The organism is Paenibacillus sp. JT31N11 (genome assembly GCF_056269285.1).
The window spans coordinates 148,510-175,464 of sequence record NZ_JBWDNQ010000004.1; the positions used below are offsets into that span (position 1 = coordinate 148,510).

19 protein-coding genes are annotated in these 26,955 nt (G+C 51.5%); 17 read left to right on the top strand and 2 right to left on the bottom strand.

The annotated features are described in order from the left end of the window. Positions 1 to 17: 17 nt before the first annotated feature. The 11 genes from AC0YNV_RS16575 (at position 18) to AC0YNV_RS16625 (ending at position 13,996) form a co-directional block, all read left to right on the top strand. The gene (locus AC0YNV_RS16575; protein WP_475769046.1) at positions 18 to 1,391 is read left to right on the top strand and encodes an ATP-binding protein; all 1,374 of its coding nucleotides are present in this window, start codon (positions 18 to 20) and stop codon (positions 1,389 to 1,391) included. A gap of 93 nt (positions 1,392 to 1,484) precedes the next feature. Continuing rightward, the gene (locus tag AC0YNV_RS16580; protein WP_475769047.1) at positions 1,485 to 3,008 is read left to right on the top strand and encodes a leucyl aminopeptidase; all 1,524 of its coding nucleotides are present in this window, start codon (positions 1,485 to 1,487) and stop codon (positions 3,006 to 3,008) included. Positions 3,009 to 3,073: 65 nt separating this feature from the next. Next, complete coding sequence (locus AC0YNV_RS16585; protein WP_475769048.1) at positions 3,074 to 4,348, top strand: MFS transporter; 1,275 nt, start codon at positions 3,074 to 3,076, stop codon at positions 4,346 to 4,348. Positions 4,349 to 4,372: 24 nt separating this feature from the next. Further along, complete coding sequence (locus AC0YNV_RS16590) at positions 4,373 to 4,981, top strand: sulfite oxidase-like oxidoreductase (RefSeq protein WP_379112919.1); 609 nt, start codon at positions 4,373 to 4,375, stop codon at positions 4,979 to 4,981. 351 nt (positions 4,982 to 5,332) lie between these two features. Beyond that, a complete protein-coding gene (locus tag AC0YNV_RS16595) occupies positions 5,333 to 5,707 on the top strand; it encodes an IDEAL domain-containing protein (RefSeq protein WP_210045504.1) in 375 nt (124 codons plus the stop codon). 203 nt (positions 5,708 to 5,910) lie between these two features. Beyond that, a complete protein-coding gene (locus tag AC0YNV_RS16600; RefSeq protein WP_475769049.1) occupies positions 5,911 to 7,692 on the top strand; it encodes a sensor histidine kinase in 1,782 nt (593 codons plus the stop codon). Next, positions 7,693 to 8,754 carry a response regulator gene (locus AC0YNV_RS16605; protein WP_475769050.1) on the top strand — a complete coding sequence of 354 codons (1,062 nt, stop codon included), beginning with the start codon at positions 7,693 to 7,695 and terminating at the stop codon, positions 8,752 to 8,754. Between the two features lie 101 nt (positions 8,755 to 8,855). Further along, positions 8,856 to 10,160 (top strand): ABC transporter substrate-binding protein, encoded by a 1,305-nt coding sequence (locus AC0YNV_RS16610; protein ID WP_475769051.1) that lies wholly within the window; start codon positions 8,856 to 8,858, stop codon positions 10,158 to 10,160. A 97-nt stretch (positions 10,161 to 10,257) separates the two neighbouring features. Continuing rightward, on the top strand, positions 10,258 to 11,142 hold the full coding sequence (locus tag AC0YNV_RS16615; protein WP_210045508.1) for a carbohydrate ABC transporter permease: 885 nt from the start codon (positions 10,258 to 10,260) through the stop codon (positions 11,140 to 11,142). Further along, the gene (locus AC0YNV_RS16620) at positions 11,139 to 11,966 is read left to right on the top strand and encodes a carbohydrate ABC transporter permease (RefSeq protein ID WP_210045509.1); all 828 of its coding nucleotides are present in this window, start codon (positions 11,139 to 11,141) and stop codon (positions 11,964 to 11,966) included. Before AC0YNV_RS16615 ends, AC0YNV_RS16620 begins: the two co-directional genes overlap by 4 nt. Positions 11,967 to 11,992: 26 nt before the next feature. Beyond that, positions 11,993 to 13,996, top strand: coding sequence for a beta-galactosidase (locus AC0YNV_RS16625; protein ID WP_475769052.1), 2,004 nt, complete (start codon positions 11,993 to 11,995; stop codon positions 13,994 to 13,996). An 81-nt stretch (positions 13,997 to 14,077) separates the two neighbouring features. Here the strand turns inward: AC0YNV_RS16625 and AC0YNV_RS16630 are convergent, their stop codons facing one another. After that, positions 14,078 to 15,064 carry a LacI family DNA-binding transcriptional regulator gene (locus AC0YNV_RS16630; RefSeq protein ID WP_475769053.1) on the bottom strand — a complete coding sequence of 329 codons (987 nt, stop codon included), beginning with the start codon at positions 15,062 to 15,064 and terminating at the stop codon, positions 14,078 to 14,080. A 355-nt stretch (positions 15,065 to 15,419) separates the two neighbouring features. Between AC0YNV_RS16630 and AC0YNV_RS16635 the strand changes: the two genes are divergently transcribed. From AC0YNV_RS16635 to AC0YNV_RS16650, 4 genes are read left to right on the top strand one after another with little or no spacing between them, the layout of a single operon-like run. Next, on the top strand, positions 15,420 to 16,751 hold the full coding sequence (locus AC0YNV_RS16635) for an ABC transporter substrate-binding protein (RefSeq protein WP_210045512.1): 1,332 nt from the start codon (positions 15,420 to 15,422) through the stop codon (positions 16,749 to 16,751). Between the two features lie 59 nt (positions 16,752 to 16,810). Continuing rightward, the gene (locus AC0YNV_RS16640) at positions 16,811 to 17,704 is read left to right on the top strand and encodes a carbohydrate ABC transporter permease (RefSeq protein WP_475769054.1); all 894 of its coding nucleotides are present in this window, start codon (positions 16,811 to 16,813) and stop codon (positions 17,702 to 17,704) included. 18 nt (positions 17,705 to 17,722) lie between these two features. Then, entirely contained in the window at positions 17,723 to 18,601 is an 879-nt protein-coding gene (locus AC0YNV_RS16645; protein WP_475769055.1) for a carbohydrate ABC transporter permease, read from the top strand. Positions 18,602 to 18,619: 18 nt separating this feature from the next. Further along, positions 18,620 to 21,262, top strand: coding sequence for a GH116 family glycosyl-hydrolase (locus tag AC0YNV_RS16650; protein ID WP_475769056.1), 2,643 nt, complete (start codon positions 18,620 to 18,622; stop codon positions 21,260 to 21,262). Between the two features lie 130 nt (positions 21,263 to 21,392). On the opposite strand, the gene AC0YNV_RS16655 is transcribed toward AC0YNV_RS16650, so the two are convergent. Next, positions 21,393 to 22,262 carry an AraC family transcriptional regulator gene (locus AC0YNV_RS16655; protein WP_475769057.1) on the bottom strand — a complete coding sequence of 290 codons (870 nt, stop codon included), beginning with the start codon at positions 22,260 to 22,262 and terminating at the stop codon, positions 21,393 to 21,395. 320 nt (positions 22,263 to 22,582) lie between these two features. Between AC0YNV_RS16655 and AC0YNV_RS16660 the strand changes: the two genes are divergently transcribed. Together AC0YNV_RS16660 and AC0YNV_RS16665 are read left to right on the top strand one after the other, a co-directional pair. Further along, positions 22,583 to 24,265 carry a DUF4091 domain-containing protein gene (locus tag AC0YNV_RS16660; protein ID WP_475769058.1) on the top strand — a complete coding sequence of 561 codons (1,683 nt, stop codon included), beginning with the start codon at positions 22,583 to 22,585 and terminating at the stop codon, positions 24,263 to 24,265. A 460-nt stretch (positions 24,266 to 24,725) separates the two neighbouring features. Then, positions 24,726 to 26,933 carry a helix-turn-helix domain-containing protein gene (locus AC0YNV_RS16665; RefSeq protein WP_475769059.1) on the top strand — a complete coding sequence of 736 codons (2,208 nt, stop codon included), beginning with the start codon at positions 24,726 to 24,728 and terminating at the stop codon, positions 26,931 to 26,933. Positions 26,934 to 26,955 lie beyond the last annotated feature (22 nt).

The window sequence follows — 26,955 nt, forward strand, 5'->3', positions numbered from 1 at the left end:
CAGGAGAGGGGTAGAACATGCAAGCAATTCGAAAACGCTACTTTCCGGCTCTTGCCGAGTATATTCGCAGCGGCAGCGAGGCATCACTCTTTCAAGCGACCGAAATAGGAAAATTGCTGCATGGCATTCATCCGGAGGACATCATCGCGATACATGAGGAATCCATGCAAACGCTGGTGGCGAATGTGGAATCTGAAGAAGCGCTTCAACTATACAGCCGGTCCTTTATTTTCCTGATTGAGCTGATGGTCGCCTTCAGATTCCGGCTGCAGCCGGATGAGACTCCGGAGCAGCGCTTTAATGAAATGCGCGATATGCTGCTGAGTTCCCATCGTTCATTTCGGATGGTCAAAAATAAATACGAGAATGTGCTGCAGCACATGGACAGCGGCATTGCGATATTTGACAGCGATGGCATCCTGTCCTTTATTAATTTGCAGATGGCCAAGATGCTTGATATTCCCCGCAAAACACTCATCGGTTGCAATCTTCGGGAAATTCTGGCCAACTCGCAGCTGCGGCGGGGCACCAAACGTATTTTGATAAAGCTTTACAAGGAAATGTTTCTGAGAAGAAGCCGTTATATGGAGTTTCAGGATTCCAGCGGCCGCCATATGCTGGTGACGGTTACATACGGGGATCAGCTGGATGGCGATTATTTGTTCAGCGTGAAGGATGTAACGGAGTATAAGCAGATCGAGCAGAGCGCTTACCAGAACGATAAATTGGCGATGCTGGGCAAGATTGCGGCGGCGATCGCCCACGAGATCCGCAATCCGCTGACATCGATCCGGGGCTTCATTCAGCTTCTGCGCCCACATTTGCTGCAGCTTGGAAAAGAAGAATATGCCCGGATTATATTGGCTGAGATCGATCGGGCTAACGATATCATTTATGAGTTTCTTAACTCCTCCAAGCCGTCTGCTCCCATGAAACAGAATATTCCCATCAACTCGCTGCTTCGGGAAGTGATTTTGCTGTGCGAAAGCGAAGCGCATATGAAGGGCTGCCAAATCCAGTTCGAATCCTATGATGAAGAGCTTACGGTATCGATTGATGTGAAGCAGATCAAGCAGGTTATTCTGAACATCGTGCGCAACGCCATGGATGCCATCGAGGAGATGAAAGACGAACGTTCGGGGTTGATCGATTTTGTGACCATGAGGGATGGCACCTATGCGGAAATTACGATACGCGACAATGGACAAGGCATGGATCATACGACGAAAGCAAAGCTGTTTGAGCCCTTTTTCACAACAAAAGCAGCCGGTACCGGTCTGGGTCTTTCGGTGAGCTACCGGATCATCCGCAACCATGGCGGGACCATACGGCTATCCAGCAACAGCGGCGTGGGAACGGAGTTCAATATCTATTTGCCATTGGTGGAATAAACGATTAGAATCGGGTTATAAACTTGGTTCTGGGTATGTACTCAGAAATCGGTTCAACCCGATTTTTTGCATACAAAAAAAGGAATATGAATAATGAAAGCGGTGATTCGGGTGAGTATAAAGTTTACATACGCGGCGCAGGAAGCGGAATTCGATACGATTGTCTGTTTCGTGAGCCGGGAAGAGTTGCGTGCGGAGGAGGCAGCGGATGCCCAGTGGGTTCATCCCCAGCTTGATGAATCTCTCAGAACGCATTTTCATAACAAACTATTCAACGCGGAGCCCAGGGAGACACTTTGTCTGGCTACGCTTGGACTTCTTCCGCAAGCCTATGTTATTTACGTCGGCGTGCCGAGCACGGATCTGAGCGCTGATAGTCTTCGTGATGCTGCAGCGGCAGCCGCGAAGTCGGCTAAACGGGTGAAGGCTGTTTCTGTCCGCCAGATTCTGCCCGGAGGCATCTCTATCATTACCCAGGAATCTATGGTTATAGAGTTTGCGCAGGCCTTGACGGAAGGCTACCTGCTTGGCAGCTTCAGCCGCAAGTCGGAGAAGAAGGACGAGGAGAAGCGGCAGTCGACGCTTCAGACCGTCAATTATACGCACGCAGGCTCGCAGGCGCATGCAGCCGCTTCCTGGGATGCAGGGATACGGCGCGGCACGGTATTCGCGGAATCTGTTGGCTATGCGCGCGACCTGGTCAATCTGCCGGGCAATAAGCTTACCCCCGAGATGCTGGCGGAAGAAGCGGAAGCCCTGGCTTTGACGCATGGTCTGGATTGTGAGGTTCTCGATGAATGGTCCGCAGCGGAGCAGGGGATGGGGGGACTCTTGGGCGTCGGACAGGGAAGCGCCAATCCGCCAAGAATGATCGTACTTCACTATACCGGTGCTCCACAGGACAAGGATGTCTGGGGTCTTGTCGGCAAAGGCATTACCTTTGATACCGGAGGGATTTCGCTCAAGAAGCCGCAGGGAATGGAGGCTATGATCTCCGATATGGGAGGCGCCGCGGCTGTGCTCGGCGCTATGCGGATAATCGGCGAGCTTCAGCCAGCGGTTAACGTGGTGGCTGTAATCCCTACTGCTGAGAATATGCCGTCGGATCGCGCGTTCAAGCCGGGCGATGTGATCAAGACGATGAGCGGTCTCACCATTGAGGTTGTCAATACCGATGCCGAGGGCCGTCTTGTACTGGCAGACGGATTGACCATGGCTATCCGCCGAGGAGCAACGAGACTCGTCGATGTGGCTACATTGACAGGCGCTGTACTGGTCACGCTGGGCAATGTGGCTACGGGTGCCGTGACCAATGATGAGACCCTGCTGCAGGAAGTGATGCATGCGTCCAAGAAAGCAGGCGAGCGGATCTGGCAGCTGCCCGCATATCCGGAATTCCGCAAGCAGCTGGAGAGCGATGCAGCGGACATGAAGAATAGCGGCGGCCGGTTCGGCGGCGCCAGCAGCGGTGGATTGTTTATCGGGGCTTTTGCCGAGGAGAGGCCTTGGGTGCATCTGGATATTGCCGGAACGGCGTATCTGGATCGTGAGCGCTCCTGGGAGTCCAAGGGTGGAACAGGCGTGATGGTGCGGACGCTCGGTGAGCTGTTGGTGTAAAAATTTTGACAGTGGTGTTAGCAGAAATACAGTCGGGCCAGTCATCCAGAAGGGGATAAAACACCATGTCATTTTGGCTTCATCTCATTTCGGTTTTTCGCCGAAAGAAGCTATCCGACCAGCGTAGAGGTCTGCTAACCTCGATTATGGAAGGAATTCCGGCTACCATTATCGGCAATTTGCTGGGCGGCCCTATGTTAACGATTTATATTGTATTCCTGGGAGGCAACTCGGAGGATGTCGGTCTGGCCGTTGCGATCCCGCAGCTGGCCAATCTGGTGCAATTGGTGGCCGCTTTCTCGATGCAGCGCTTTAACAACCGCCGGCTGCTGCTCACCGTCTTTGGCATAACCCACCGGATTATTTGGGTAGCCACCGGATTCATTCCTTTCTTCGTGACTGAGGAGCTGCGCGTTCCTGTATTTATCGGGATGTTCCTTGTGTCCTTCGTAAGTGCGTCCACAAGCGGTATGTTTTTTACCTCGATGATCGCCGATATGGTGCCGATGAAGGTGCGCGGGCGTTATTTTGGCATCCGCAATACGATCCACTGGGCATTTGCCAGTATTTCGCTGCTGGTTGGCGGTCAGATTCTTGATCATTTCAACGAGCAAACCGGCTTTGTCATCTTGTATGCTGTCAGTGCGGTTTGTACGGTGTGGAATGGAATTGAGCTGTGGCGCTATCCGAACCTGCCCTTCGAGCGGTCGATGGCGACAAGCTCCGCAGCGCTGTTTCTCAAGCCGCTGAAGGATTCGGCTTATATGCGGGCAGTAGTGTTTATCGCATTGTTTATTTTGCTGCAAAATGTGGCCATTCCGTTGTTTTCCTTCGTGATGCTGGAAATTCTGGATATCAGCAAATGGAGAATTACGGTGATCACGACGGTTCAAATGATTGCAATGATGTTTAGCTATTATTATTGGGGCACACTAAATACAAGATTCGCCACGCGCACACTGCTGCTCTGGACGCTGCCGATTATTTCGGCTTCCTGCATGCTGTGGGCGGGTATCGAGATTTTGCCTGCGCTGCTGGTGCTGATTATTGTTCATTGCGCGCTCGGATTTGGCCTCGGCGGATACAACCTGCTGGTATTCAATCTGATCATTGGCGACACGCCCAAATCGGATCGTCCAATGTATGTGGCGGTTTATTCCGCGCTTACCGGCCTTACCGGCTTCATCGGGCCGCTGGTTGGCGGCTATATCTACAACTGGATTGATGAAAGCCCGTTTTGGCTGCAAAGCTATGGCATCTCCTTCCTGTTTGGAGCGGCCATGCTCGCGTTGTCGTTAACAGTGGGACCATTGGTATTTCGTACGCGGCGAGGCCTATAACCCCTAGTTTGGAGGCGATAAGTAATGGGAATGGAATTGGATCTTGCTCAAGGCAGAAGGGATGACGAGGCATTACGGGTCCCGCCCGGACAGCGGCTGACGGCGGGATTCCCGGTATTGCATTACGGCGAGGTGCCTTATTACCGGGATATGAGCAAATGGGATTTGCGGATATTCGGCTTGGTGGATGAAGCTGCGGTTATTCCCTACAGCGACTTTATGAAGCTGCCGATGAAGGAATTCGGCAACGATATCCATTGTGTTACCACATGGTCCAAGCTGGACAATGTGTGGGAGGGCGTACCGGTGGCAGCGGTTATGGAGAAGGTAAAGCTGAGGCCTGAGGCGAAATTTGTCATGCTGCATGCGGAGCATGGCTGGTCGACGAATTTGCCATTGGAGGATTTTATGCGGGATACCTCTTTCCTGGCCATCCGTCATAACGGGGAGCTGCTGACGCCGGATCACGGTTACCCGGTGCGGATGGTCGTACCGCATCTCTACTTCTGGAAAAGCGCAAAATGGCTGCGCGGCATCGAGTTTATGGCCGAAGACAAGCCGGGCTTCTGGGAGCGCAACGGGTATCATATGTACGGGGATCCCTGGAAGGAACAGCGCTACGATTTTGAGTGAGAATAACTCTTCAGCCCTAAAAAGCGTCAGCACGCGACCCTCTCCTGGAGGGGGCTGCACTGATGCTTTTTTGAACGTTGGATGGAAGCTTATATCCACAAAAATACTTCATAAATTCCCCGTGTGAGGAGACGTGGCTCTAGCAGTCCCAGGATGATTCAGCTTTTACATGCTCTCAATATTTCTCAGCGGAAGGATTGACAATAGTAACTGTAACAGTTATAATTACAGTATGCCAGACAATACCAGACGGGAATTCAGCATCATGCTGTGAGTCGTCAAATTGTCTAGACAGGTGTAACTTAGTTTGTTACAGATTGTTAGTAAATTTCACGATGGGTGGTGTTGTAGATGACATTTGAAATAAGCGATTGGGTACAGGCGAATACGAGCAACGGAGAATTGATTCATGGTTATATTGAATCCATGGACGGTCAGCAGGGAATAGTGAAGCTGATGGTTGTTAAATCCGATAATGAAGAAGCAGTTGGGAAATCGATCACGGTTCGTGAGCATGGCCTGAAGCGTTTACCGGTAGCCTCGTTTGACGATGTCGGGCAAATACTGAACCTCATCGACTTGGCTCTTTCAACGCATGACGAAGCCTGGTTCACGGAGCTGACCGCGAAGCTGAAACCAGCCGAACAGAACGCTCAGGAAAGCCGCAATTTTCCCAGAATCCATACATCCTTTACCAACCGTCTCGGGCTTTATGACATCAAATAAGGACCAACGGTATGGTAATAAAATAACCTCAAACTAGTCAATCGTCAAGTATTATACTTGGCGATTTTTTTTGTGTCTTCATTTGGGGATACTTTACAGACGACTCCCGGCTTTTTCAATTTTGTGCTATGTTAGGAAGGCCCGAAAAAAAGCGGTATACGAACCAGGATATTTCGGCGCATATTTTTACGAGGAGGTCCAATATGGCTTTTTTGAAATCCGTTTATATCGCAATAACGGGGCCTTTCCGCAAAAGCATCCGCAATAAGCTGATCCTGATCATGGTGGTCCTCACGGTGCTGCCGGTTATTATTGTGACGCTGCTTGCAACGGACAACACGAGGGCTTCCATGGAGGACGAGGTGCTGGCATCGAATCTGTCACGAATCGGATGGACCGGGGATTATCTGGAACAGGAGCTGTCCGGGCTCAACACCATTGTTTATACGATCTTCATCAGCCCTGCCCTTAATGAATATCTGCGTGTACTGGATGAAACCAGCAATGCGAGCCTGTACGATGTGCAAAAGGAAGTCATCGACACGATTACCTCCGTCTCTTATTCGGCGAATGAGAATTTGTTCGATATCCAGCTGTATATGCTGAAGAATCATAAGCAGTTCAAGATCAGCATGATGCAGACGGCGATCAAAACGCCGCCTCATATTCCGGACATGTATTTGCGGATGATTGCCGGCAAAGAGGATTATCTGATTCAGAACAGCACGGAAACCCCGGGCTATTTTGAGCTGACCCGGAGCTTGAACCGTTTTGAGACGAAAGAGCAGCTAGGTTTTGTCACGCTCAAGGTGAACTGGAAAATAACCGCTGATGCCATGGACCTGATTAATCCGGGTCTTGAGAGCACGGTGTTCATAGCCGATCAGGCCGGCAAAATCATGTTTCAGCCCAGCGGCACACAGAAGCAGGAAGACGTGGAAGGATTGCTGCAGCAGATGGGCAGCGGTCCGGGCTACCTCAAAACCAAGGATAATTATGTCTTCTACGATACGCTCGATCCCTGGGGCCTGAAGCTCGTCAAAATGATTCCGATGTCCCAAATCAATCAAAGCGCCAGAACGACGCTGCAATACGGGTTGATTGTCGGCGCCGTGTCCATTGTCGTGTCCCTGGCGATTGCCATTATTATGGCCTGGACCTCGTCCAAACCGATTGTGAAGCTGGCCCGGTCCATGCAGAATCTGAGCTTCATGAAGGACGAGAACATCTCACCTACCAAACGGGTCGATGAAATCGGGCTGCTTGAGCTCAAAATGTACAATATGTCACAGCGGATACGTGATCATATCAAGACGGAGTACAGCATCAATCTGGAGAAGCAAACAGCTCAGCTGAAAGCGCTGCAGGCCCAAATCAACCCGCATTTTCTGCAAAACACGCTGCAGCTTATCGGCGGAATGGCTTTCTCGCAGACGCCGGACCGCCTGTATGCGGTGATCAAGGCACTGAGCGATATGTTCAGATATGTCATCCGCGAGCCGAATGAGTGGGTGGAGCTGGAGAAGGAGTTTAATCATCTGCGCAATTATCTGTTCATTCAAGGCCAGCGGTATCCCAACCGGATTGTGACGCAGATCGCGGTGGAGCCGGGCCTTGAGATCTGTCAGATACCGAAGCTGATTTTGCAGCCGATCGCCGAGAATGCCTTTATGCACGGTTTTGATCTGAAGTCGTCAAGCTGGACATTGACGGTGAAGGCCGCCAGGTACGGACAGGGGATGCTTATTACCGTTCAGGATAACGGGAAGGGCATGAGCGCAGAGAGGCTGGACAAGGTGAACCGCAAGCTGCAGATTGATGCGGATTCAAACGGGACAAGCGGGGATCATATCGGGCTTAGCAATGTGGCGGCGCGAATCAGACTGCATGATGGCCCTGACTATGGCGTCACGATGGAGAGCGTTCTGGGCTTGGGAACAACGGTAAGAATTTATTTGCCAATGACGGAAATGGGGGAGAACTAAATGATCAGGGCGATTATCGTGGATGACGAGCAGTGGACAAGAGATATTATCAAACGGTTCGGCTTCTGGCAGGAGCTTGATATGGAAATTGTAGGCGAGGCCGAGGATGGGCTGGAGGCTGAAAGGCTGATTCAGACGTGTGCTCCGCAGCTTGTCATTACCGATATGCATATGCCGGGCGCAGGCGGCGTGGAGCTGCTGAAATATTTGAACGAGAACCATCCGGAAATCAAAATTATTGTGGTGAGCGGCTACGATGATTTCGAATTTACCAGGCATGCCATAAGGTATAAGGTCAACGAGTATCTGTTGAAGCCGATCGATGCGGCGGAGCTCAACCATGCCCTGGGCAAATGCAAGGGTGAGCTGGAAGCCGAACCGGCAGGATCAGGCGGATATGTTCCTTTCGACGCCGATATTCTTCATTTGATCAAACGGTACAAGCTGCTCTTGTCCGTTCATTACCATGAGCTGAATGAAGAGGAAATCAGACATGTTCTGGATGCCTTTTTGCAGGAGCTTCAGTCGGGGGGATATAGCGATAAAACCTCGATGAGACAGCTGTATCAGGAATTTCTGTCCCATCTCAAGGAGCTGACGGTGAGCAATTCCGTTGAGCTTGGCCAGGCGGAGTTTGATTCAGAGCTCATGCTTCCCGGTCTTGAAGGGATGGTTCAGCAGCTGGGCGAGCGTTACTTGACCTCTCTGCAATTGCTGATCCAGCAGCGGAAATTCCGCAACAAGCTGAATCTGGATGAGATCAAAACCTTTATCGATTACAATTTTGCCGAGTCGATCTCGCTGGATAAGGTTGCCCGCTCATTTTTTGTATCGAAAGAGTATTTAAGTAAAATATTCAAGCAGGAATTTGGACAAAATATGACGGATTACGTGCAGCAGGTGCGAATGATAAAGGCAAAGGAATGGATTCTCCAGGGGATTCCCATCAAGACGGTGGCCGAGATGTGCGGGTATGAGGAACTGGGATATTTCTACAGAGTGTTCAAGAAACAGCATGGGATTGCCCCGGGGGAATTGCGCAAAGGAACGCATGAGGTTTAAAAAAGTGCAAAGAGAGAGGATAATTCCGTCCAATTAAACGCTTTCATTTAAGTATTACAATGAAACCGTATTCAAATCAGGTGTCAGGGAGGTCTTCACAGATGAAAAAAGCATGGAGTATTGTACTTAGCACGGCTCTGTCTGTCGGTCTGTTGGCAGGATGCGGCAGCGGTGGCGGCACAAATAACAATACGAATGGTGCAGCAGATGGAGGCAATGCGAACGGAGGCAAGCCAAAGTCGGTCACTCTTAAATTTTTTATTGGCCAGCCCCGCTTCAAGCAGCAATACGAGGGTTACATCAATGATTTTGTAGCCAAAGAGAAGGCGGAAAAAAATGTGGATATCAAAGTTCAGTTGGAAATGCCGAACTCGGATAACGCTCCGCAAATTTTGAAAACGCGTATGGCATCCAATGATGCCCCGGATATTTTCAGCCTTCACGCGGTCAATGAGGCTCCTTCTTTCTACAAGGCCGGATACCTGGAAGATTTGACGAATCAGCCGCTTGCCGACAAGCTGCTGGACAGCGTCAAGCCTTCCGTAACGATTGACAATAAAATTGTAGCTGTTCCGATGGAATCTCTGGCATGGGGCTTCCTCTACAACAAGAAAATCTTCGCAGACAACGGCATCACGCCTCCGACAACCTTGACGGAAATGAAGGCGATCGTCGAAAAGCTCAAAGCGAAGAAAATTACGCCGTTCCTCCTCTCCTATCAGGAGGCCTGGATTCCGCAGCTGTTCCTGCCGCTTTCGGTAGGCGCGCTTGTCAGTACGGATCACAAGGATTTCATCGACAAGATGAATAAGGACGAAGGTTCTTTTGCCGAAATGAAGGATATGTTCAACATTATCGACCTGGTTAATGCGAACGGTACGGACAAAGCGATGGAAGTTAACGGAGACGACGGCGCAGCAGCGTTTGCAGCCGGCAAAGCGGCCATGTGGATCCAAGGTCCATGGTTTGCCGATACGATTCTCAAATCCAAAGCTGATTTTGATTTTGGCGTTGCGCCCCTGCCGGTTAACGATAACCCGGATGCAACGAGAATCGATCTGAGTACTTCAACGGCGCTGGCTGTATCGCCTTCGAGCAAAAATAAAGAATACGCGCTTGATTTCCTGAACTATGTACTGGATGACAAGACTTCCAGCGCATTTTATGAAAGCCTGAAATTCAATCCGGTTGCCAAGTCCCATACGTTTGAAACGTATCCTTGGGTAAATGACGCCATGGTCTATGTGAAAGATGGCAAATCCTATCAGGATGCGGTTATGCCGCAAGCTGTTAAGGATGAAGTCGGCAAAGCGCTGCAAAGCTATTTTGTGAAGCAAATGTCGCAGGATGACGTGATTAAAGCGTTGGATAAAGCCTGGAAGGACTTCAACAAAGTAAACAAATAAGCCAATCCGCTGCGGAAGAGAGCAAAGTCCCCCGGGCCTGAAGCTCCTCTTCCGCCTTTTTCCAAAGTCTGCGACTCCAATCATGAGGTGATGGAACATGTTAGCAAAGCAAGTTAAAAGGTATGCCTCTTTGTTTGGTTTCTTGGCGCCTTCTCTGATCCTTTATACCGCTTTTCTGCTGATTCCGATGCTGGGTGCCATGTATTACAGCATTACGGACTGGAATGGCCTGAACCCGACCTATGATTTTGTCGGGCTTACCAATTTTGTTGAAGCGCTCAAGGATGACCCGGATTTTCTGACTTCTTTGTGGTTTACATTGAAGTATGTTGTGTTTATGGTTGTACTGCAAAATGTTTTTGCACTGTTTCTGGCTGTACTTATCGAATCGCGGACCAGATCCAAAGGGTTCTTCCGGACGTTATTCTTTATGCCTAATATGATCAGTATGATTATCGGCGCCTTTATGTGGACCTTTATCTTCACGCAGGTCACAACACAGCTTGCCGAGAAAACATTCCTGACCTTCATGGATCAATCCTGGATCGGCGATCCCAAGTTTTCCTTCTTCTCGATTATTATCGTTTCCCTATGGAACGGTGTCGGTTATATGATGATTATCTATTTGGCTGGCCTGCAGGGCGTTCCGCAATCCCTGAAGGAAGCGGCGGTCATCGACGGGGCCAATGCCTGGCAGCGGTTCAGAAGCGTGACGCTTCCCATGATTACGCATGCGGTCACCATCTGTTTCTTCCTGACGCTCAACGGAGCCTTCAAAGTGTTTGAGGTCGTATACGGGCTGACAGGCGGCGGACCTGGCAGAAGCACACAGGTCATTACGATGAACATCTACGAGGAAGCCTTCTCCAACAACTTCCGTTATGGCTATGCCAGCGCCAAATCGATCATTTTGTTTATTATCGTATTGATCGTTACGATCATTCAAATCAGCGTCACGAAGCGAAGAGAGGTGGAGTCATGAGTAAGAACCGGTCTGCTTCCATTCTGATCAATGCCGTCCTCACGGTGCTTGGAGCCATATCCTTCTTCCCGATCTATATGGCGTTTATCAATTCGTTCAAAACGCAGGGGGAAATGTTCAGCTCGGTTATGTCTCTTCCGACCAAGCTGCACTTTGAGAACTACAGTCAGGCCTTCACGCAGATTCATCTGCTGAACAGCACCCTCAACTCGGTCATTGTATCTGTTATCGGCATCGCCGGGATTGTCTTCTCGGCCGGTCTTGCAGGCTACAAGCTGTCCAGAACGCCTGGCAAGCTGAGCGCTTTTATTTTCTTCCTGTTCGTTTCTTCCATGCTGGTGCCGTTCCACTCGATCATGATATCACTGACGCGGGTGGCCAAAAGCCTGCATCTGCAGGGCAGCGCCGCAGGGCTTGGCCTGATCTATATCGGGCTGGGCGTCAATATGGCCATCTTTCTCTATCATGGCTTCGTCAAATCGATTCCGCGGGAGCTGGAGGAATCGGCGCATATAGACGGCTGCGGCGAGTTTCAGACGTATTTCCGCATTATTTTCCCGCTGCTGCTGCCGATTACGGTGACGATCGCCATTCTCGATTTTCTGTGGATCTGGAATGACTTCCTGCTTCCGCTGCTGATGCTGACGGATGTCACGCGCTATACGCTCATTCTTTCGACCAATATGCTGTTTGGCGAGTACAACAAGGAATGGTCGCTTATTCTCGCGGCACTGGTGCTTACGGCGATTCCGGTCATTATCATCTATGCCTTCTTCCAGCGCTTCATCATGGAGGGAATTACGGAAGGCGCCATTAAGGGCTAAGCGTGCGAATTGAAGGGGGCGGCAGTGTGAAGCAGCTGTTGTACGGCGTGGCCTATTATGATGAATATATGCCTTATGAAAGACTCGACCAGGATATTGAAATGATGAAAGCAGCAGGGATCAATGTGGTGCGGATTGCGGAATCAACCTGGAGCACGCATGAGCCGCAGAATGGCATATTTGATTTCTCCTCCGTCGACCGGGTACTGGACGCGATGCATCAGGCGGGAATCGCCGTTATTGTGGGAACGCCGACTTATGCGGTTCCGACATGGATGGTCCGCGAGCATCCGGATGTGCTGGCTGAAACGGAGAAGGGGCCGGGGCGTTACGGCGCAAGACAGATCATGGATATCACCCATCCTGTCTATCTCTTCTACGCGGAGCGGATCATCCGCAAGCTGATCTCCCGCGTCAGCGCCCACCCCGCCGTGATCGGCTATCAGATGGACAACGAAACGAAGCATTATCACACCTCGGGACCGAATGTACAGCTTCGTTTTGTCAAATACATGCGGGATAAATTCAAGTCTCTGGATGAGATCAACCGCCGCTTCGGGCTGGATTATTGGAGCAACCGGATCAACAGCTGGGAAGACTTCCCGTCCGTAATAGGGACGGTCAACGGCAGTCTGGGGGCGGAATTTGCCAGATTCCAGCGCAAGCTGGTAACGGATTTTCTCGCCTGGCAGGCGGCGATTGTAGGCGAATACAAGCAGGCGGGTCAATTTGTTACGCAAAATTTCGATTTTGAATGGCGGGGCTATTCCTACGGCGTTCAGCCGGATGTGGATCATTTTGCCGCTGCGGAGGCCTTTGATATTGCCGGTGTGGACATCTATCATCCCTCGCAGGATGAGCTGACCGGTACGGAAATTTCGTTCGGCGGCGATATGGCGCGATCTCTGAAAGGGAGCAATTATCTCGTGATGGAGACGCAGGCCCAGGCCTTCGCCCACTGGGTTCCCTATCCGGGTCAGCTCCGGCTGCAGGCGTTCAGCCATCTGGCTTCGGGAGCCAATATGGTCGCTTACTGGCATTGGCATTCCATCCATAACTCCTTCGAGACTTACTGGAAGGGGCTGCTCAGCCACGATTTTCAACCTAATCCGGTGTACAATGAAGCCGGAACGATCGGTCGGGATTTCGGTCGGCTTAGCACTCATTTGATCAACCTGAAGAAACGTAACAGAGCGGCAATATTGGTCAGCAACGAGTCCTTGACCGCTCTGGAATGGTTCAAGCTGCCTGGCGGTTTCAAATACAACGATATTGTCCGACGTCTCTACGATGGACTGTACCGGATGAATATCGAATGCGATTTTGTGCATCCGGGAAGCAGCAATTTGGCGGAATATTCCCTGCTGATCGTACCGGCGCTTTATACAGCTCCAAGCGAGCTGCTGGAGAATCTTAATGCTTTTGTCCGGGAAGGCGGCCATATCGTCTACACGTTCAAAAGCGGTTTTGCCGACGAGGATGTAAAGGTTCGCACAACCGCTCAGCCGGGGATGATCGGGGAAGCCTGCGGAATCTCCTACAGCATGTTTGCCGAGCCCCGCAAGGTCGGTTTAAGGGACGATCCCTATCAGGTTGGGGAAGAGGACAATGTGATTGAAGCCTGGATAGAATTGATCACCCCGCATTCGGCGGAGGTACTCGCATATTACGATCATCCGCATTGGGGAGAATATGCCGCCATTACCCGCAATCATTACGGGAAAGGCAGCGCCACCTACATAGGCTGTCTGCCGAGTCCTGCTATAACAGCCAAGCTGCTTGAGCAGGCTGTCCGGGAAGCCGGGTTATGGAGCGTGGAGCAGCGGCTGGCATTCCCGCTTATTATCAAGTCGGGAATGAATGAGCTTGGCCGCCGTATCCGCTATATTTTTAACTATTCGGATCAGCCGGCAAGCTTTAACAGCCCGTTTGCCGATGCACAGGAGCTGCTTTCGGGCAAGCCGGTTGAGAACGGACAGGAGCTGACGCTTGACCGCTGGGGATTTGTTATTCTGGAAGAGCGGAGCTAGTGCGGCTCGGCTGCCAGCTTGCAACACTTGCAAGTGTTGGAAGACGTTTCTCCATGCGCAGCACGATTTTTCACCGAACCTTCAAAGAGATTCGCCGGGGACGATGGCATGCCGGATAAACGACTCGTCCGGGACGTCGCGGCCCTGAATCCGTGCAATTAATGTATCAGCCAGACGGGCGCCGATTTCATTCACATTGTAATCCACGGTCGCAAGGGCCGGATTGACGTAATTCAGAATATCGATATTGTCAAAACCCATCAGCCCAACCTGCTCCGGCACACGGATCTTTTGGGCTTTTAGCCATTTCAGGATCTCCAGTGCATAGATATCGCTTGAACAGAGGATCGCGATTTTCCCGCGGGATTGCTCGTACAGAGCTGATATTTCCACTATATATTCCCTTGACATGACGACCTTGAAGTCAAGGTCCGGGTTTCTTCCGCAAGCCTCCAGCAGTCCGGCGTATCTCTGCTCGGGAACATAGATATTCTCCTCCCCCCGGCGGCGGAGCGGGAGACTGACATAGATCAGCTGCCGGTATCCAAGGCCTGCCAGATGATCGACGGCGTCGCTGATGGCCTGCTTGTCATTCAGCCAGACGTAGGGGAATGGCCCGGATATGCGGTTGCCGAAGGTGACAATGGGCGTACGGGATTTAAGCAGCGCGGACTCGAATTTCTTGCCCTCATTGATGGACAGCAGCGCGATCCCGTCCACCTTGCGGTCGAGCAGACTGTTGATATATTCGAGCTCGAGCTCCTTGCTGCGGTTGGACAGGACAAGATAGACAAAATAACCCTGCTTTCTAGCCTCGGCTTCGAAGGCGTGGAATAACTGGGAGAAAATCTGGTTCTGAATATCGAACAGCACGATCCCAAGCGTTTTTGTATGTCCTTTTACAAGACTTTGAGCCAGGAAGTGGGGGCGGTAACCGAGCTCCTCGGCCACCTTCAATATTTTTGCCCGTGTAGCCGGGCGGATGCCGGGACGATTGTTCAGCGCCCTGTCCACCGTTCCTCTGGTAACTCCGCATAGCTCGGCAATTTGCTTACTGGTAACATTCATGACGGGCTTTGCCTCCGCTGTAGTATCAATTTGACTTATCGTAACGCAGATCAATATCGGGGTCAAGACAGCCGGAAAAACCGACAAATTTCGCGTTCAGCAGGTCCTTAGGCGATAAAAATAAAACGTTTACATGAAAAAAAGCCTGTGCTATGATCAAAATGTTCACGTGAACGTAATATGAAAATTGGTGTTTGTGGAATGTCTGGAAATTGGGAGGACGCTCCCTCAAGCAGGTTATAATATTTTTTTGTTTAATTTCGTGCACGTGAACGAAAATGGCTGGTCTCCGCAGCTTCAATGACGTCTACCTATACGGGGGTCAGACTAAATTCAAGCAGGGATGGTGTTCATCTTGAAGAAATTATTGCTGTTTCCTCTTCTGATTATGATGATAATCGCAATGCTTGCCGCTTGCAGCTCGTCCGGTACGACAACCAATCAAACGAACGACGGCACTGGCGGGGACAATACCGCAGATAGTGAGGCTGCAGGGAATTCAACGACCGGCGAGAAAGCTGAACTGACGCTGGTGTGGGGCAAGGGCGACGCATCCGACGCCCAGCTTAAAGTCATCCTGGCGGAATTCAACAAGCTGTATCCCGACATTAAGGTCAAGCGGATTGAAGTGGTGAACAAGGGCTGGGCTGATTATTTCAACAAAATTCAAACGATGATTGCCGGAGGAAACCCGCCGGATGTCATCCGGGTAGCCATTGAAGGCATCCAGATGTTCGCCAGGCAGGATCTTCTGCTTCCGCTCGATCCTTACATGGAAGTAGATCCGGAAGCGCTGGACGATTATGACGATCTTCATCCCAAGCTGCAGGCTCCATTTGTCGTGGACGGCAAGACTTACGGCTTCGTGTGGGACTGGAACAATATCGTCATGCATTTCAACACGGATCTGCTGAAGGAGGCGGGCCTGCCGCTGCCAGGCAAGGACTGGACCCGGGATGATTTTCTGGAATATGCCCAGAAGCTGACAACGGATAAGAACGGCAGGAAGGTATACGGGTTTGCCATTCCGAATTTTTACTTCGGCGCATCGGCCTGGTTGTACAACAATGATGCCAGCATCCTGAATGAAGACATGACGGCCAGCAGGCTGGACGATCCCAATGCGATCGAGATCATGCAGTTTTTTCAGGATTTGATCTATAAATATAAAGTCGCGCCGGTTCCGGGTCCCAAGACGGATGCCACGCAAATGCTGATGAGCGGTCAGGTTGCCATGTATGCGGCAGGCAAATGGCCGTTCGCCTCCTATGACAAGAACAAGTTCACCAGCATCGGCCTGCAGCTGCTGCCGACCTTCAAGACGAACAAAGTAATCTTCGGCTCTGGTGCGTTCCCGGTACTGAAATCGTCCAAATATCCGGAGGCCGCGTATAAGCTGTCCGCTTTCCTGAGCGGGAAGTTCTCCCAAAAAACAACGCTCGCCAATACGTCGATTCCGACCCGGATCTCGGTCATGAAGGAAGTGCTTCCGACTACGCAGGCCGAGAACTGGCAGGTGTTTGAGGAAAGCGCCGATATTGCCCAAGCGGTTGAGGCGCCGATGCAGTATGCCGAAATCGAAGGGGTATTCAACAGGTATATGTCGGAGATTCTTGCAAACCAATCCGATGCCGCAACCGCAATGAAGAAGGCCAAGGCGGAGATTGACGTCATTCTGAAAAAATAAACAGGGCGAGCCGGCACGCCCGTACCGGCTCGCGGCTTAACAAGAAAGGATCGTGAAGCATGACACGAAACCGGACGCTCTGGGATGCTATCGCGGGCTATACCTTCCTTGCTCCTGCGCTGCTGCTCTTCGCTGTATTTATCGGGGAGCCGGTTGTAGTATCCATCTACCTCTGCTTTACCAAATACAATGTGATCACGCCGGCATCCTGGATCGGATGGGATAACTTCAGGCAGTTCTTTCAGGACGGCAGACTGCTGGAGATGTATGGAAATACGCTCAAGTATGTGCTAATTCTGACGCCGCTCCATGCTGTACTGGGCCTGCTGCTGGCACTGGCCGTGAACCGGAAGATCGCCAATGGCTGGAAATACCTGTACCGGACTGTGTTTTATTTTCCGGTGCTGACTACCTCGGCGGCGGTTGCCGTTGCCTGGCAGTTTATCTTTGACACCGATTTTGGCATACTGAACTACTTCCTGGGGCTGCTCGGGATCGATGCGATCCCATGGATGCAATCGCCGCATTGGGTGTATCTGGCTGTTGCGGTGTACAGCTTCTGGAAAGGGATCGGCAGCGCGTTCCTGTTCTACTTTATCGGTCTGCAAAATATCCCGGCAAATCTGTACGAGGCTGCCGAGATTGACGGGGCAAGGCCCTTGCAGCGCTTCTTCTCCATTACGCTGCCGATGCTCTCGCCTACGATCTTCTTCGTGCTGGTGACCACCCTTATTGGCGCGACGCAGATTTTCGATGAGCCTTATCTGATTACGGGCGGCGGCCCTGGCGACGCCTCGCGTTCAGTCAATATGTATATTTATGAGGTGGCTTTTCAAAATCAGGATATGGGGTACGCCTCCACCTTGTCGCTCAGCCTGTTCCTGATCATCCTGCTGATCACGGTATTCCAGTTCTCGCTCAGTAAAAGATGGGTCTACTATGATCAGGAATAAGAGGGAGAGGATATGCTTATGGAACCGAATGTTCAAACAGGAGCCGGAATCGCGCCAAAGCGGGAACGCGTAAGCCGCACCGGATGGGAGAGAGTGCTGCTGGACGGAGGACTGCTGCTGCTCTGTTTCCTGATGCTGGCTCCCTTCCTGTGGATCATTTCGACTTCTTTCCGGCTGCCCAAGGACTCGTTCTCGCTGCCGCCCGCTATTTTCCCGACCAGCTTTCATCTGGGAAGCTACGCGGAAGTGTTCATCCGCGTGCCTTTTCTGAATTTCATTCTGAACAGTATGAAAATAAGCCTGATTATCGTAGCCGGGCATATTCTCATTTCGAGCATGGCGGCTTTCGCCTTCTCACGAATCCGGTTCCCGGGACGGGATCTGCTGTTTCTCGTCTTTCTGTCGGGGCTGATGATTCCGGCCCAGGTGACCGTCATCCCGCGTTTTATTCTGATGTCAAAGCTGGAGATGGTCGACACGCATTGGGCGTTGATTTTGCCGGGGCTGATTAATCCGCTGGGGATTTTCCTGATCCGGCAGCTGATGATGACCGTCTCCACTACCTATGACGAGGCTGCTTATATGGATGGGGCAAGCCGGATGTATGTCTTTCTGAAGATCATTATGCCGATGGCTTTTCCCGCTGTCGCAGTTACCTCCGTTATGACCTTCATCGGAACCTGGAATGATTTTTTCGGTCCGCTCATCTTTCTCAATACGTTCGAGAAGATGACGCTGCCGATCGGAATGGCTGTTCTGAGCGGAGCTTTTGGCCAGGGGAATTTGTCCGCGATTCTCGCGGGAGTCGCAATGTCCCTCAGCATTCCGCTTCTGTTTTATATAGCGGGCCAGAAATATCTGGTTGAAGGAATCAGCACCGGCGGATTAAAGTTGTAATCAGATGAGGAGGCTATTATGATGCAGAAAACATTTGAACAAAGCTTATACCCGGCAGACAAGAAATTCACCTTCACCGGCGCCAGAACGGGACAGATTTCGTTTCCGCTCGGCGGGATAGGCGCAGGCAGCATCGGACTTGCCGGCAATGGGCGGCTGATCGATTGGGAAATTTACAACCGCCCCAATAAGCTGAGCTACAACGGTTTCTCCTTCTTCACGGTCAAGGCTGAGCATAACGGAGAGGTGAAGCTTGCGAAAGTGCTGCATGGCGATTTGAAAGCGCCTTATATGGGAGAGGGCAGGGGGAAATACGAGGGCTACGGCTATGGGCCAAGACGCGAGAATCTGACGGGCTTCCCCCATTTCTCGGAAACGGCGTTCAAGGGAGAGTATCCCTTCGCGGAAATCTCCTTTGCAGATGCCGGCGATCCTATCGGGGTTGTGCTGACGGCGTTTAATCCGTTTATTCCGCTGAATGACAATGACTCCTCGCTCCCCTGCGCCATTTTTGAATACGAAGTGACGAACAAGACGGCGGATACGCTGGATATCAGCCTGGCCGGCGTGCTGACGAATCCGTTCTTCAAGGGAGCGGTCAATAAGAAAATTAAGCTTGGCAGCAATCCGGCGATGACGTTCTCTTCCACTCATTACGAGGCCGATTCGCCGGAATTTGGCGACCTGACGCTGGCAACCGACCAATCGGATACCAGCTATCAATCGTATTGGTACCGCGGCAGCTGGTTTGATAATTTGACCGTGTTCTGGAAGGACTTTGTTACGCCGGGGCGGCTGCAGGAACGTCATTACGACAATCCCCGGGAACTGGATGCTGGCAGCTCGCATAACAAGCATCAGGATGTCGGGCTGCTGTGCGGGCATCAGAGCATCGCGCCGGGTGAGAAAGCGGTATTCCGCTTCGTCATCAGCTGGAGCTTCCCGAATTGTGTGAATTTCTGGAATCCCGGAAACAGGGGAGATGCGGATGCGGGCAGGAATCCTTCCTGGACCAATTATTACGCGACCCGGTTTGCGGACTCGACCGAGACCGCGCAGTATGTATTGACCGAATATGACCGGCTGCGCGAGGAATCCGGCTTGTTCCGCGACACGCTGTTCCGCTCGACGCTGCCGGATTATGTGCTGGACGCCGTTGCCGGCAACATCTCCATTCTGAAATCGCCAACCGTTCTGCGTCTGACCGACGGAACGCTGTATGGTTTCGAAGGCGTTCATACGAATGAAGGCTCCTGCGAGGGCTCCTGCACCCATGTGTGGAATTATGAGCAGGCGACGGCCTTTCTGTTCCCGGCGTTGGCCCGGTCGATGCGCAATATCGACTATAACTACGCTCAATTCGACAATGGCAAAATGGCCTTCCGGCTGTTCCTTCCAGCCGAGCGGACAACGAGGGAGAATTTCTTCTTCGCTGCGGCAGACGGTCAGATGGGGGGCATCATCAAGACCTATCGGGAGTGGAAGATCTCCGGCGATCATCAGTGGCTTCGCTCGGTATGGCCGAAGGTGCAGCGGGCGCTTGAATATGCATGGGAGCCGACCAATGAGAACCGTTGGGATTATGACAAGGACGGCGTGATGGAGGGACGGCAGCATCATACTCTCGACATGGAGCTGTTCGGTCCGAATTCATGGCTGACCAGTATGTATCTGACGGCGCTCAAGGCCGCGGCCGAGATGGCGGAAGCGATGGGAGAACCGGAGAAAACAGCCGAATATAACGGGATTTTCGCCAGCGGCTCGGAGTGGGCGAATGAGCATCTATATAATGGAAGATATTTTCACCAGCTGGTCGATCTGAAGGACAAAACGGTTCTGGAGCCGTTCGGAGCCGCTGCGGCCTACTGGAATGAAGAAGCGGGTGAAATCAAATATCAGATTGGCGAAGGCTGCGGCATTGACCAGGTGCTGGGCCAATGGTTCGCCCATATCGTCGGTCTTGGTTATGTGCTGGATGAGAGCAAGGTGAAGCAGGCGGTCAAATCGATTTATGACAACAACTTTATCGAGTGCCTGCGCGACTATCCCAACGCCTGCCGGATCTACGCGCTCAACGAGGAGGATGGTCTCTTAATCTGCACCTGGCCTGATAATAACAGTCCAGTCGTTCCGGTTCCTTACGCCGACGAGTGCATGAACGGCTTCGAGTATCAGGCTGCCTGCCATATGATTTACGAGGGGTTTGTGGAGGAAGGCTTAACCGCCGTCAGGGCGATCAGAGACCGCTATGACGGAGAGAAGCGCAATCCGTGGAATGAATTCGAATGCGGCAGCAATTATGTGCGTTCCATGGCTTCTTATGGTCTGCTGCTCGCGCTCAGCGGATTCGAATACGATATGACCAAGGGACATATCGGGTTTAATCCGAAGCTGAATGAGGACCAATTCAGCTGCTTCTGGAGCTTGAGCGAAGGCTGGGGAGAGTTCCGTCACCTGGGAGGCGTCCTCGAATTGGAGGTCAAACGGGGGAATTTGGCGCTGCAGTCCTTTGCGAGCGCTCTATTGGAGGGCAGGGAGATTACGGAGATCCGGTGCGGGGGTGCGGCTGTTCCTTTCAATAGAACAGACCGGCTGATTACATTCCTGGACTGTATAGAAATTGACCGGCATTCGACTCTACAGGTGTTATTAGAGTCGTAGAAGGTTCATGAACTGGTCCTGCATCCTGCAGGGCCAGTCTTCGTGATGAACCGGCCGAGTCTGCGAATTCTGACTGACGCAGCACGCCAATTAATGCAGGAAGGGTTGGGAAATACGGCCAATTGCAGAGCTATTCCAGAAATATCGTGTCATATGGATGGTCCAGCTTCCCGGTCCGATAGTCGCGGGGAGACAGCCCCAGGTATTCCCGGAATACTTTGCCAAAATAGCTGGGGCTGTCGAAGCCGCACATTCTGCCGATATCCTGCACGCTGACAGCGGTTCGGCGAAGCATGGTAACGGCAGCCTCCACCCTCCGGCGGCGCAGGAATTCCAATGGAGAGATGCCTTCTTTATGCTGAAACAGCCGGCACAAGTATGATCGGGAAATGCCGCATTGCGACGCGATGTCCTCCAGCGACAGATTGCGGGCATAGTGATTCTTCATGTAATCCTTTGCTTTCTTAATAATCGGATGAGACTCCGGACCAGGAGCAATGAATGTATCCGGCGCCAGCAGGGACAGCATGAATCCATACAGCAGCTGCGAGAGCGGAGCGGATTCGTATATCCGTTCAACGGCTACGGCCCGGTACAGCTCCCAAAACCGCGCCACCGGCTGTGATTCGTTCTGCAGCGATACAATCGGCCCTCTTCTGGCGAGGATACGGTCCCACATGCGGACGGCATCCTCGCCTTTGGCGTTCAGCCAGACAAACTCCCATGGCTTTCCCTGCCCGCCTGCATAATAGTAGTGGTGGGAGCTTGGAATCTTCACCATAAAAGCCTTGCCTTCCTGCAGGGTATGGGTCTGTCCTTCCATTTCGATTATCCCTTCGCCGCTTAAAGTATATTGAAAAATAACATGGCCATGGTCTGTCCGCTTAAGTCCCTTGTTCCCATAGCTTCCGGAGCTTGCGCTCTGCCAGCCCATGGAATCCAGCAGCATATAGGGAAGCGGCTCGGCATAACGGAACGCGAATGAATCGGGCTTCAGCATAATTGTCCTCCCTGCGAGTACGCTCATCAGGCGTAGCGCAGCTTCCTTGTTCCATAATAATATTGTTCTATATTCGAATAGCAGCTTATATGATCCTATCACAATAATTCTAACATACGCGGGAAAAGAATACATGGGATGCTGATGGACATTCCTTTCCGTAAGGTCAATTTTGTTATAGAATGGTTTAATATTTTGAGATTGCCGACAGGCTCCCCCATTGTTAAGATGAAGCCATAATAACTGACCGGAGCTTCCCTGATTGATCCAGGGTTCGGGGGCGGCATACGGATTCTAACCGGACAAAGGGGATTATGCCCATGAAGGAAACGACGACAGCTTTTGAAACACGCTCCTTAAGCTCGCTGGCAAAGGTGTTTGCCGATTCGGAGCTTCAGGATGAACGTTCAGCAGACGGAACCGCTCTATGGAAAGAGGTATTTTCCTTCCAGATCGCTTACCGCTCCAGCACAACGATTGCCGACCTCCGTGTAGAGGCGGATTCGCCGCTCTTACCCTATATGACCATTCGCTCCGTGGGACTTGCTCCTTCGGAGATGCCTGTATACGCCAATCCCGATGACCGTTACCTGCGTACGACGCCGGGCTTGTTTCCCGATCCGCTGTACCCGTTAAGCGACGGGCTGAGGGCGGTTGCCGGCCAGTGGCGTGCGGTATGGATCACCGTAAGTCTGCCCTCAAGGCCGGAGAGCGCTGCGCCTCTATATGCGGAAGAAACAACCTCGTATCCGATCGATATCAGGTTCAAGAATGCTGCCGGAGAACTGCTGGGAGAGGAGCAGTTCAAGCTGGGGATCGTGCAGGCCGAGCTGCCTGACCAGGAGCTGCTGCACACGGAATGGTTTCACTGCGATTGTCTGGCAACCCAGTACGGGGTTGAGGTATTCAGCGAGGAGCATTGGCGGCTGATTGAGCGTTATGTGCATAATGCCGCCGCTCATGGCGTAAATATGCTGCTTACTCCGTTGTTTACCCCGCCGCTGGATACAGCCATCGGGGGCGAACGCCCGACCGTGCAGCTGATCGGCGTGGAGCAGACAGCCGGGCATGAATATGTATTTGACTTCACGCTGCTGAAGCGCTGGATCGATATGTGCCATAAACAGGGGATTCAGCATTTCGAATTTTCCCATCTGTTCACACAGTGGGGCGCGAAGCATGCTCCGAAGATTGTCGCCTCCGTGCAGGGAGAGGAGAAACGGATCTTCGGCTGGGAAACAGAAGCGGGAGGCGAAGCCTATACGCGGTTCCTGGATCAGTTTCTGCCCCGGCTTGTACAGTTTATCCGCGGGCAAGGTCTTGAGAAGAACAGCTATTTTCATGTGTCGGATGAGCCGAATGCCGATCATCTGGAGGCTTACCGGCTGGCCAGCGGCATTCTGAAGAAGCATTTGGCTGAATTTGCATTTATTGAGGCGCTGTCGGATTATGCCTTCTACGATCATGGACTTGTTCCCGTACCGATTCCATCCAATGATCATATCGCTCCTTTTCTGGAGAACAATGTAAAGCCATTGTGGACCTATTACTGCTGCGGCCAGCATCAAGAGGTTTCGAACCGTTTCTTCAGCATGCCTTCGGCCCGCAACCGCGTGCTGGGGCTGCAGCTCTATAAATTCGGCATCCAGGGATTCCTGCATTGGGGGTATAACTTCTGGTATTCGCGGCATTCGGTCCGCGCTATCGATCCGTTCCGGGTTACCGATGCGGAATATGCTTTTCCATCCGGTGACGCTTTCGCCGTGTATCCGGGAGCGGAGGGACCCATCGACTCTATCCGCTGGGAGGTGTTCTATGAAGCGCTGCAGGATCAGCGGGCGCTCGAGCTGCTAGGGCGGCTTGGCGGCAGAGACGCTGCGCTGGAAGTCATGGAGCAGGAGCTGGAGGAAGCGATAACCTTCAAGACTTACCCCGCAGAGGCTGACTGGCTGCTGGGAACGAGGGAGCGAATCAACCGCCGGATTGCAGCGCTGCTCCGGTGAAGGGAATGAATAGACCCTTTTACCAAGGGGATAGCTTACAGGAATGACGCGACTGCTGGTGCCAAGCATCGGCAGTTTTTAACTGACGAAGTTTCCAAATAATGGATAATAATTGACGGATCCTACCCAGAAGAACAACAATGCTCATGTTGTCTATCCTTTGACGAGATGATATAATATTATTAATTGTCTTGCTTTCGGGAGTCTGCCTTCGCGCAGACTCTTTTCTTGAATACAAGGAAGTATACGTTTTCATTTTAGACTTGGCTTCTAGTTCCCGGAATGAATTTTGCTTCGATTTTACGGATTATTGGGGGAATCTGATCAATCTGCTCCTGGCAGCCTATTTCTTGCCGTCTCCTAGTACAAGCCGCTCGCGTATTAAGCTAAAGGGGTCATTAACTCATGAGAGAAAGGGACTATTCATGGAATTTACAGCCTATCAGCCGGAGAATGTACGATGAGGATGAAGAAACATTGGTTTTATAAGACCTTGCTATCTTACCTGCCAATCTTTTTTATGCTGTCATCCGTTCTATTCCTCGTATTTTTCTTCGCATTAAGTGAATATATCAAAACCTCCACTATCAAATCGATCGAAATTATCGGTGAGCAGCTCGATCAATCCGTTGAGAACATCCTTCAACCGATCGACAAGGTCATCATCCGGGATATTTTGGTGGACGAGACCATTCGGCAATTTTTCGATGAGCAGGGAAAGGCGCCCTACACGATTTACCGGATGAACCAAAAGCTGAACAATCTGCTTCTCAATTTTTCAATTATTGATTCCTTGTATATTTACCGTTATTCGGATGGACAAGTTGTAACTGAAAGCGCTTTCTCCAATATTGACGATTTTGAAGACCGGGATTTCCTGCTTCAGCATATGGCAGGAAATTCATTAACCTCCTGGAGCGGTAAACGCGTCTATAAGGACAGCAAGCGTCCGGCATCGACGGAGGTAGTTACGCTGATAAGGAAAGCACCGTTCCAGACAGGCAGAGACGGTGTGATTGTCGTGAATATACGGGTGGATGTCCTTCGGGAGATGGTAGCGGATATGTCCAAGCTGGACATCAGTTTTGTACGTATGCTGGATGCGGATGGGGGATTGATCTTTACGACTTTGGAAGAAGGTGCGGATTCCGGTGAAGTCATCTCCCGCGTCCAATCCGACTATACGAATTGGGAAATTTCAACCGGCGTCCAGTCGAAATACCGGTTTGGCTTGCTTTCGTCGTTTCCTTACGTCTGGATTGGGATCGGATTTGTGTCGATCCTGCTGGGACTGGCCTCGATTGTTTACGTCACACGCCGAAATTATAAACCGATCGAGTCGATCTTCAATCGAATCAGCAGCATGGTGGGAGAGCGCGGCGGCGGTCAGGACGAAATTCGCATGATCGATATGGCTGTCGACAAGCTACTGGAGCAGTCGCGAATTTTTCAATCGCAATTTGAATATGATGCTCACCGTCTGCGCCATCATTTATTCATGGAGCTTCTGGAAGAGGGATTTTCGAAGCCCGTTGACGAGTGGAAGAAGGAAATGCAGCGGCTGAGCCTTCCCAGCCAATTTGATCATTTCGTGTTTGCCGTTATGGAAATTGACCGCTTTGCAGATTTTATGCGAGAGTATACAGACCGGGAGCAGGATCTTCTGAAGTATGTCATTTACAGTGCCGTTCAGGAGATGGCAGCTGAAAGCGGAGGATCGCTTTGGGCTGAATGGATCCATGCATCCCAGCTTGGAATTCTCTACTTCGCAAAAGAAGCGGAGGTCGGGACGGAAAGCGGCGATGGACCGATGATCGATTTAGGGGAGAGGGCAGCCCGCTGGTCCGAGCAAAATCTGAAGTTTACCGTTACGTTTGGTATAGGGGGGGACGCTGACAAAGCAAACGAGCTCCCACAATTGTATGCGCATACGCTGGATGCTTTGAACCACAAACCTTTCTTCGGGAACGGGGCAGTGATTCAATACCGGAACTTGCCGGATAGACCCGCAGGGGATCTGTATCGCTATATGGAATTGATCCGGGCGTTTGTTCACCATTACCGAATGGGCGGCGAAAACTGGCAGCAGCTGTTTTCCTCGTTCATGGATGAGCTTCAAAGCGGTCTCTCTACCCGTGAAGATATCTTGAGGGTGCTTAACTATCTGCTGTATCACCTCAATCAAAAGATGTCGGAGCATGGCGGACGAACCGGCATTTGGGAGGAGAAATGGATGCCGGAGCTGGCTGACAAACTAAGCCGCTTCGACACTCTGGAGGATTTTAGGATGGTGTCAACATCTATTCTGACCGGCATGCAATCCTATCTGCAGCAAATACGCGAGAAAAAAAGCTATAGTCAGTCGATTCGCCAGGTAAGAAAATGGATTGACGTTAATTACGCTAATCCGGAGCTGTCGCTTCTTCAGCTCAGTGAAGAGTTCAATCTGAGCACGCGCATTCTCAGCAAGCTGTTTAAAGAAGAATTCGGGGAAAAATTTATCGATTATTTGGTCCATGTCCGGATGGAAGCGGCCAAGCGCCTGCTGATGGAAACAACGGACTCCGTGCAGGTTATCGCGCTGAAGGTTGGTTATGTGCACTCTTTTTCATTTATCAGGGTTTTTAAGAAAGTGGTTGGAGTGACGCCGGGAGATTTCAGAAAGTGAGATAAACCCGTCATTGATTTAT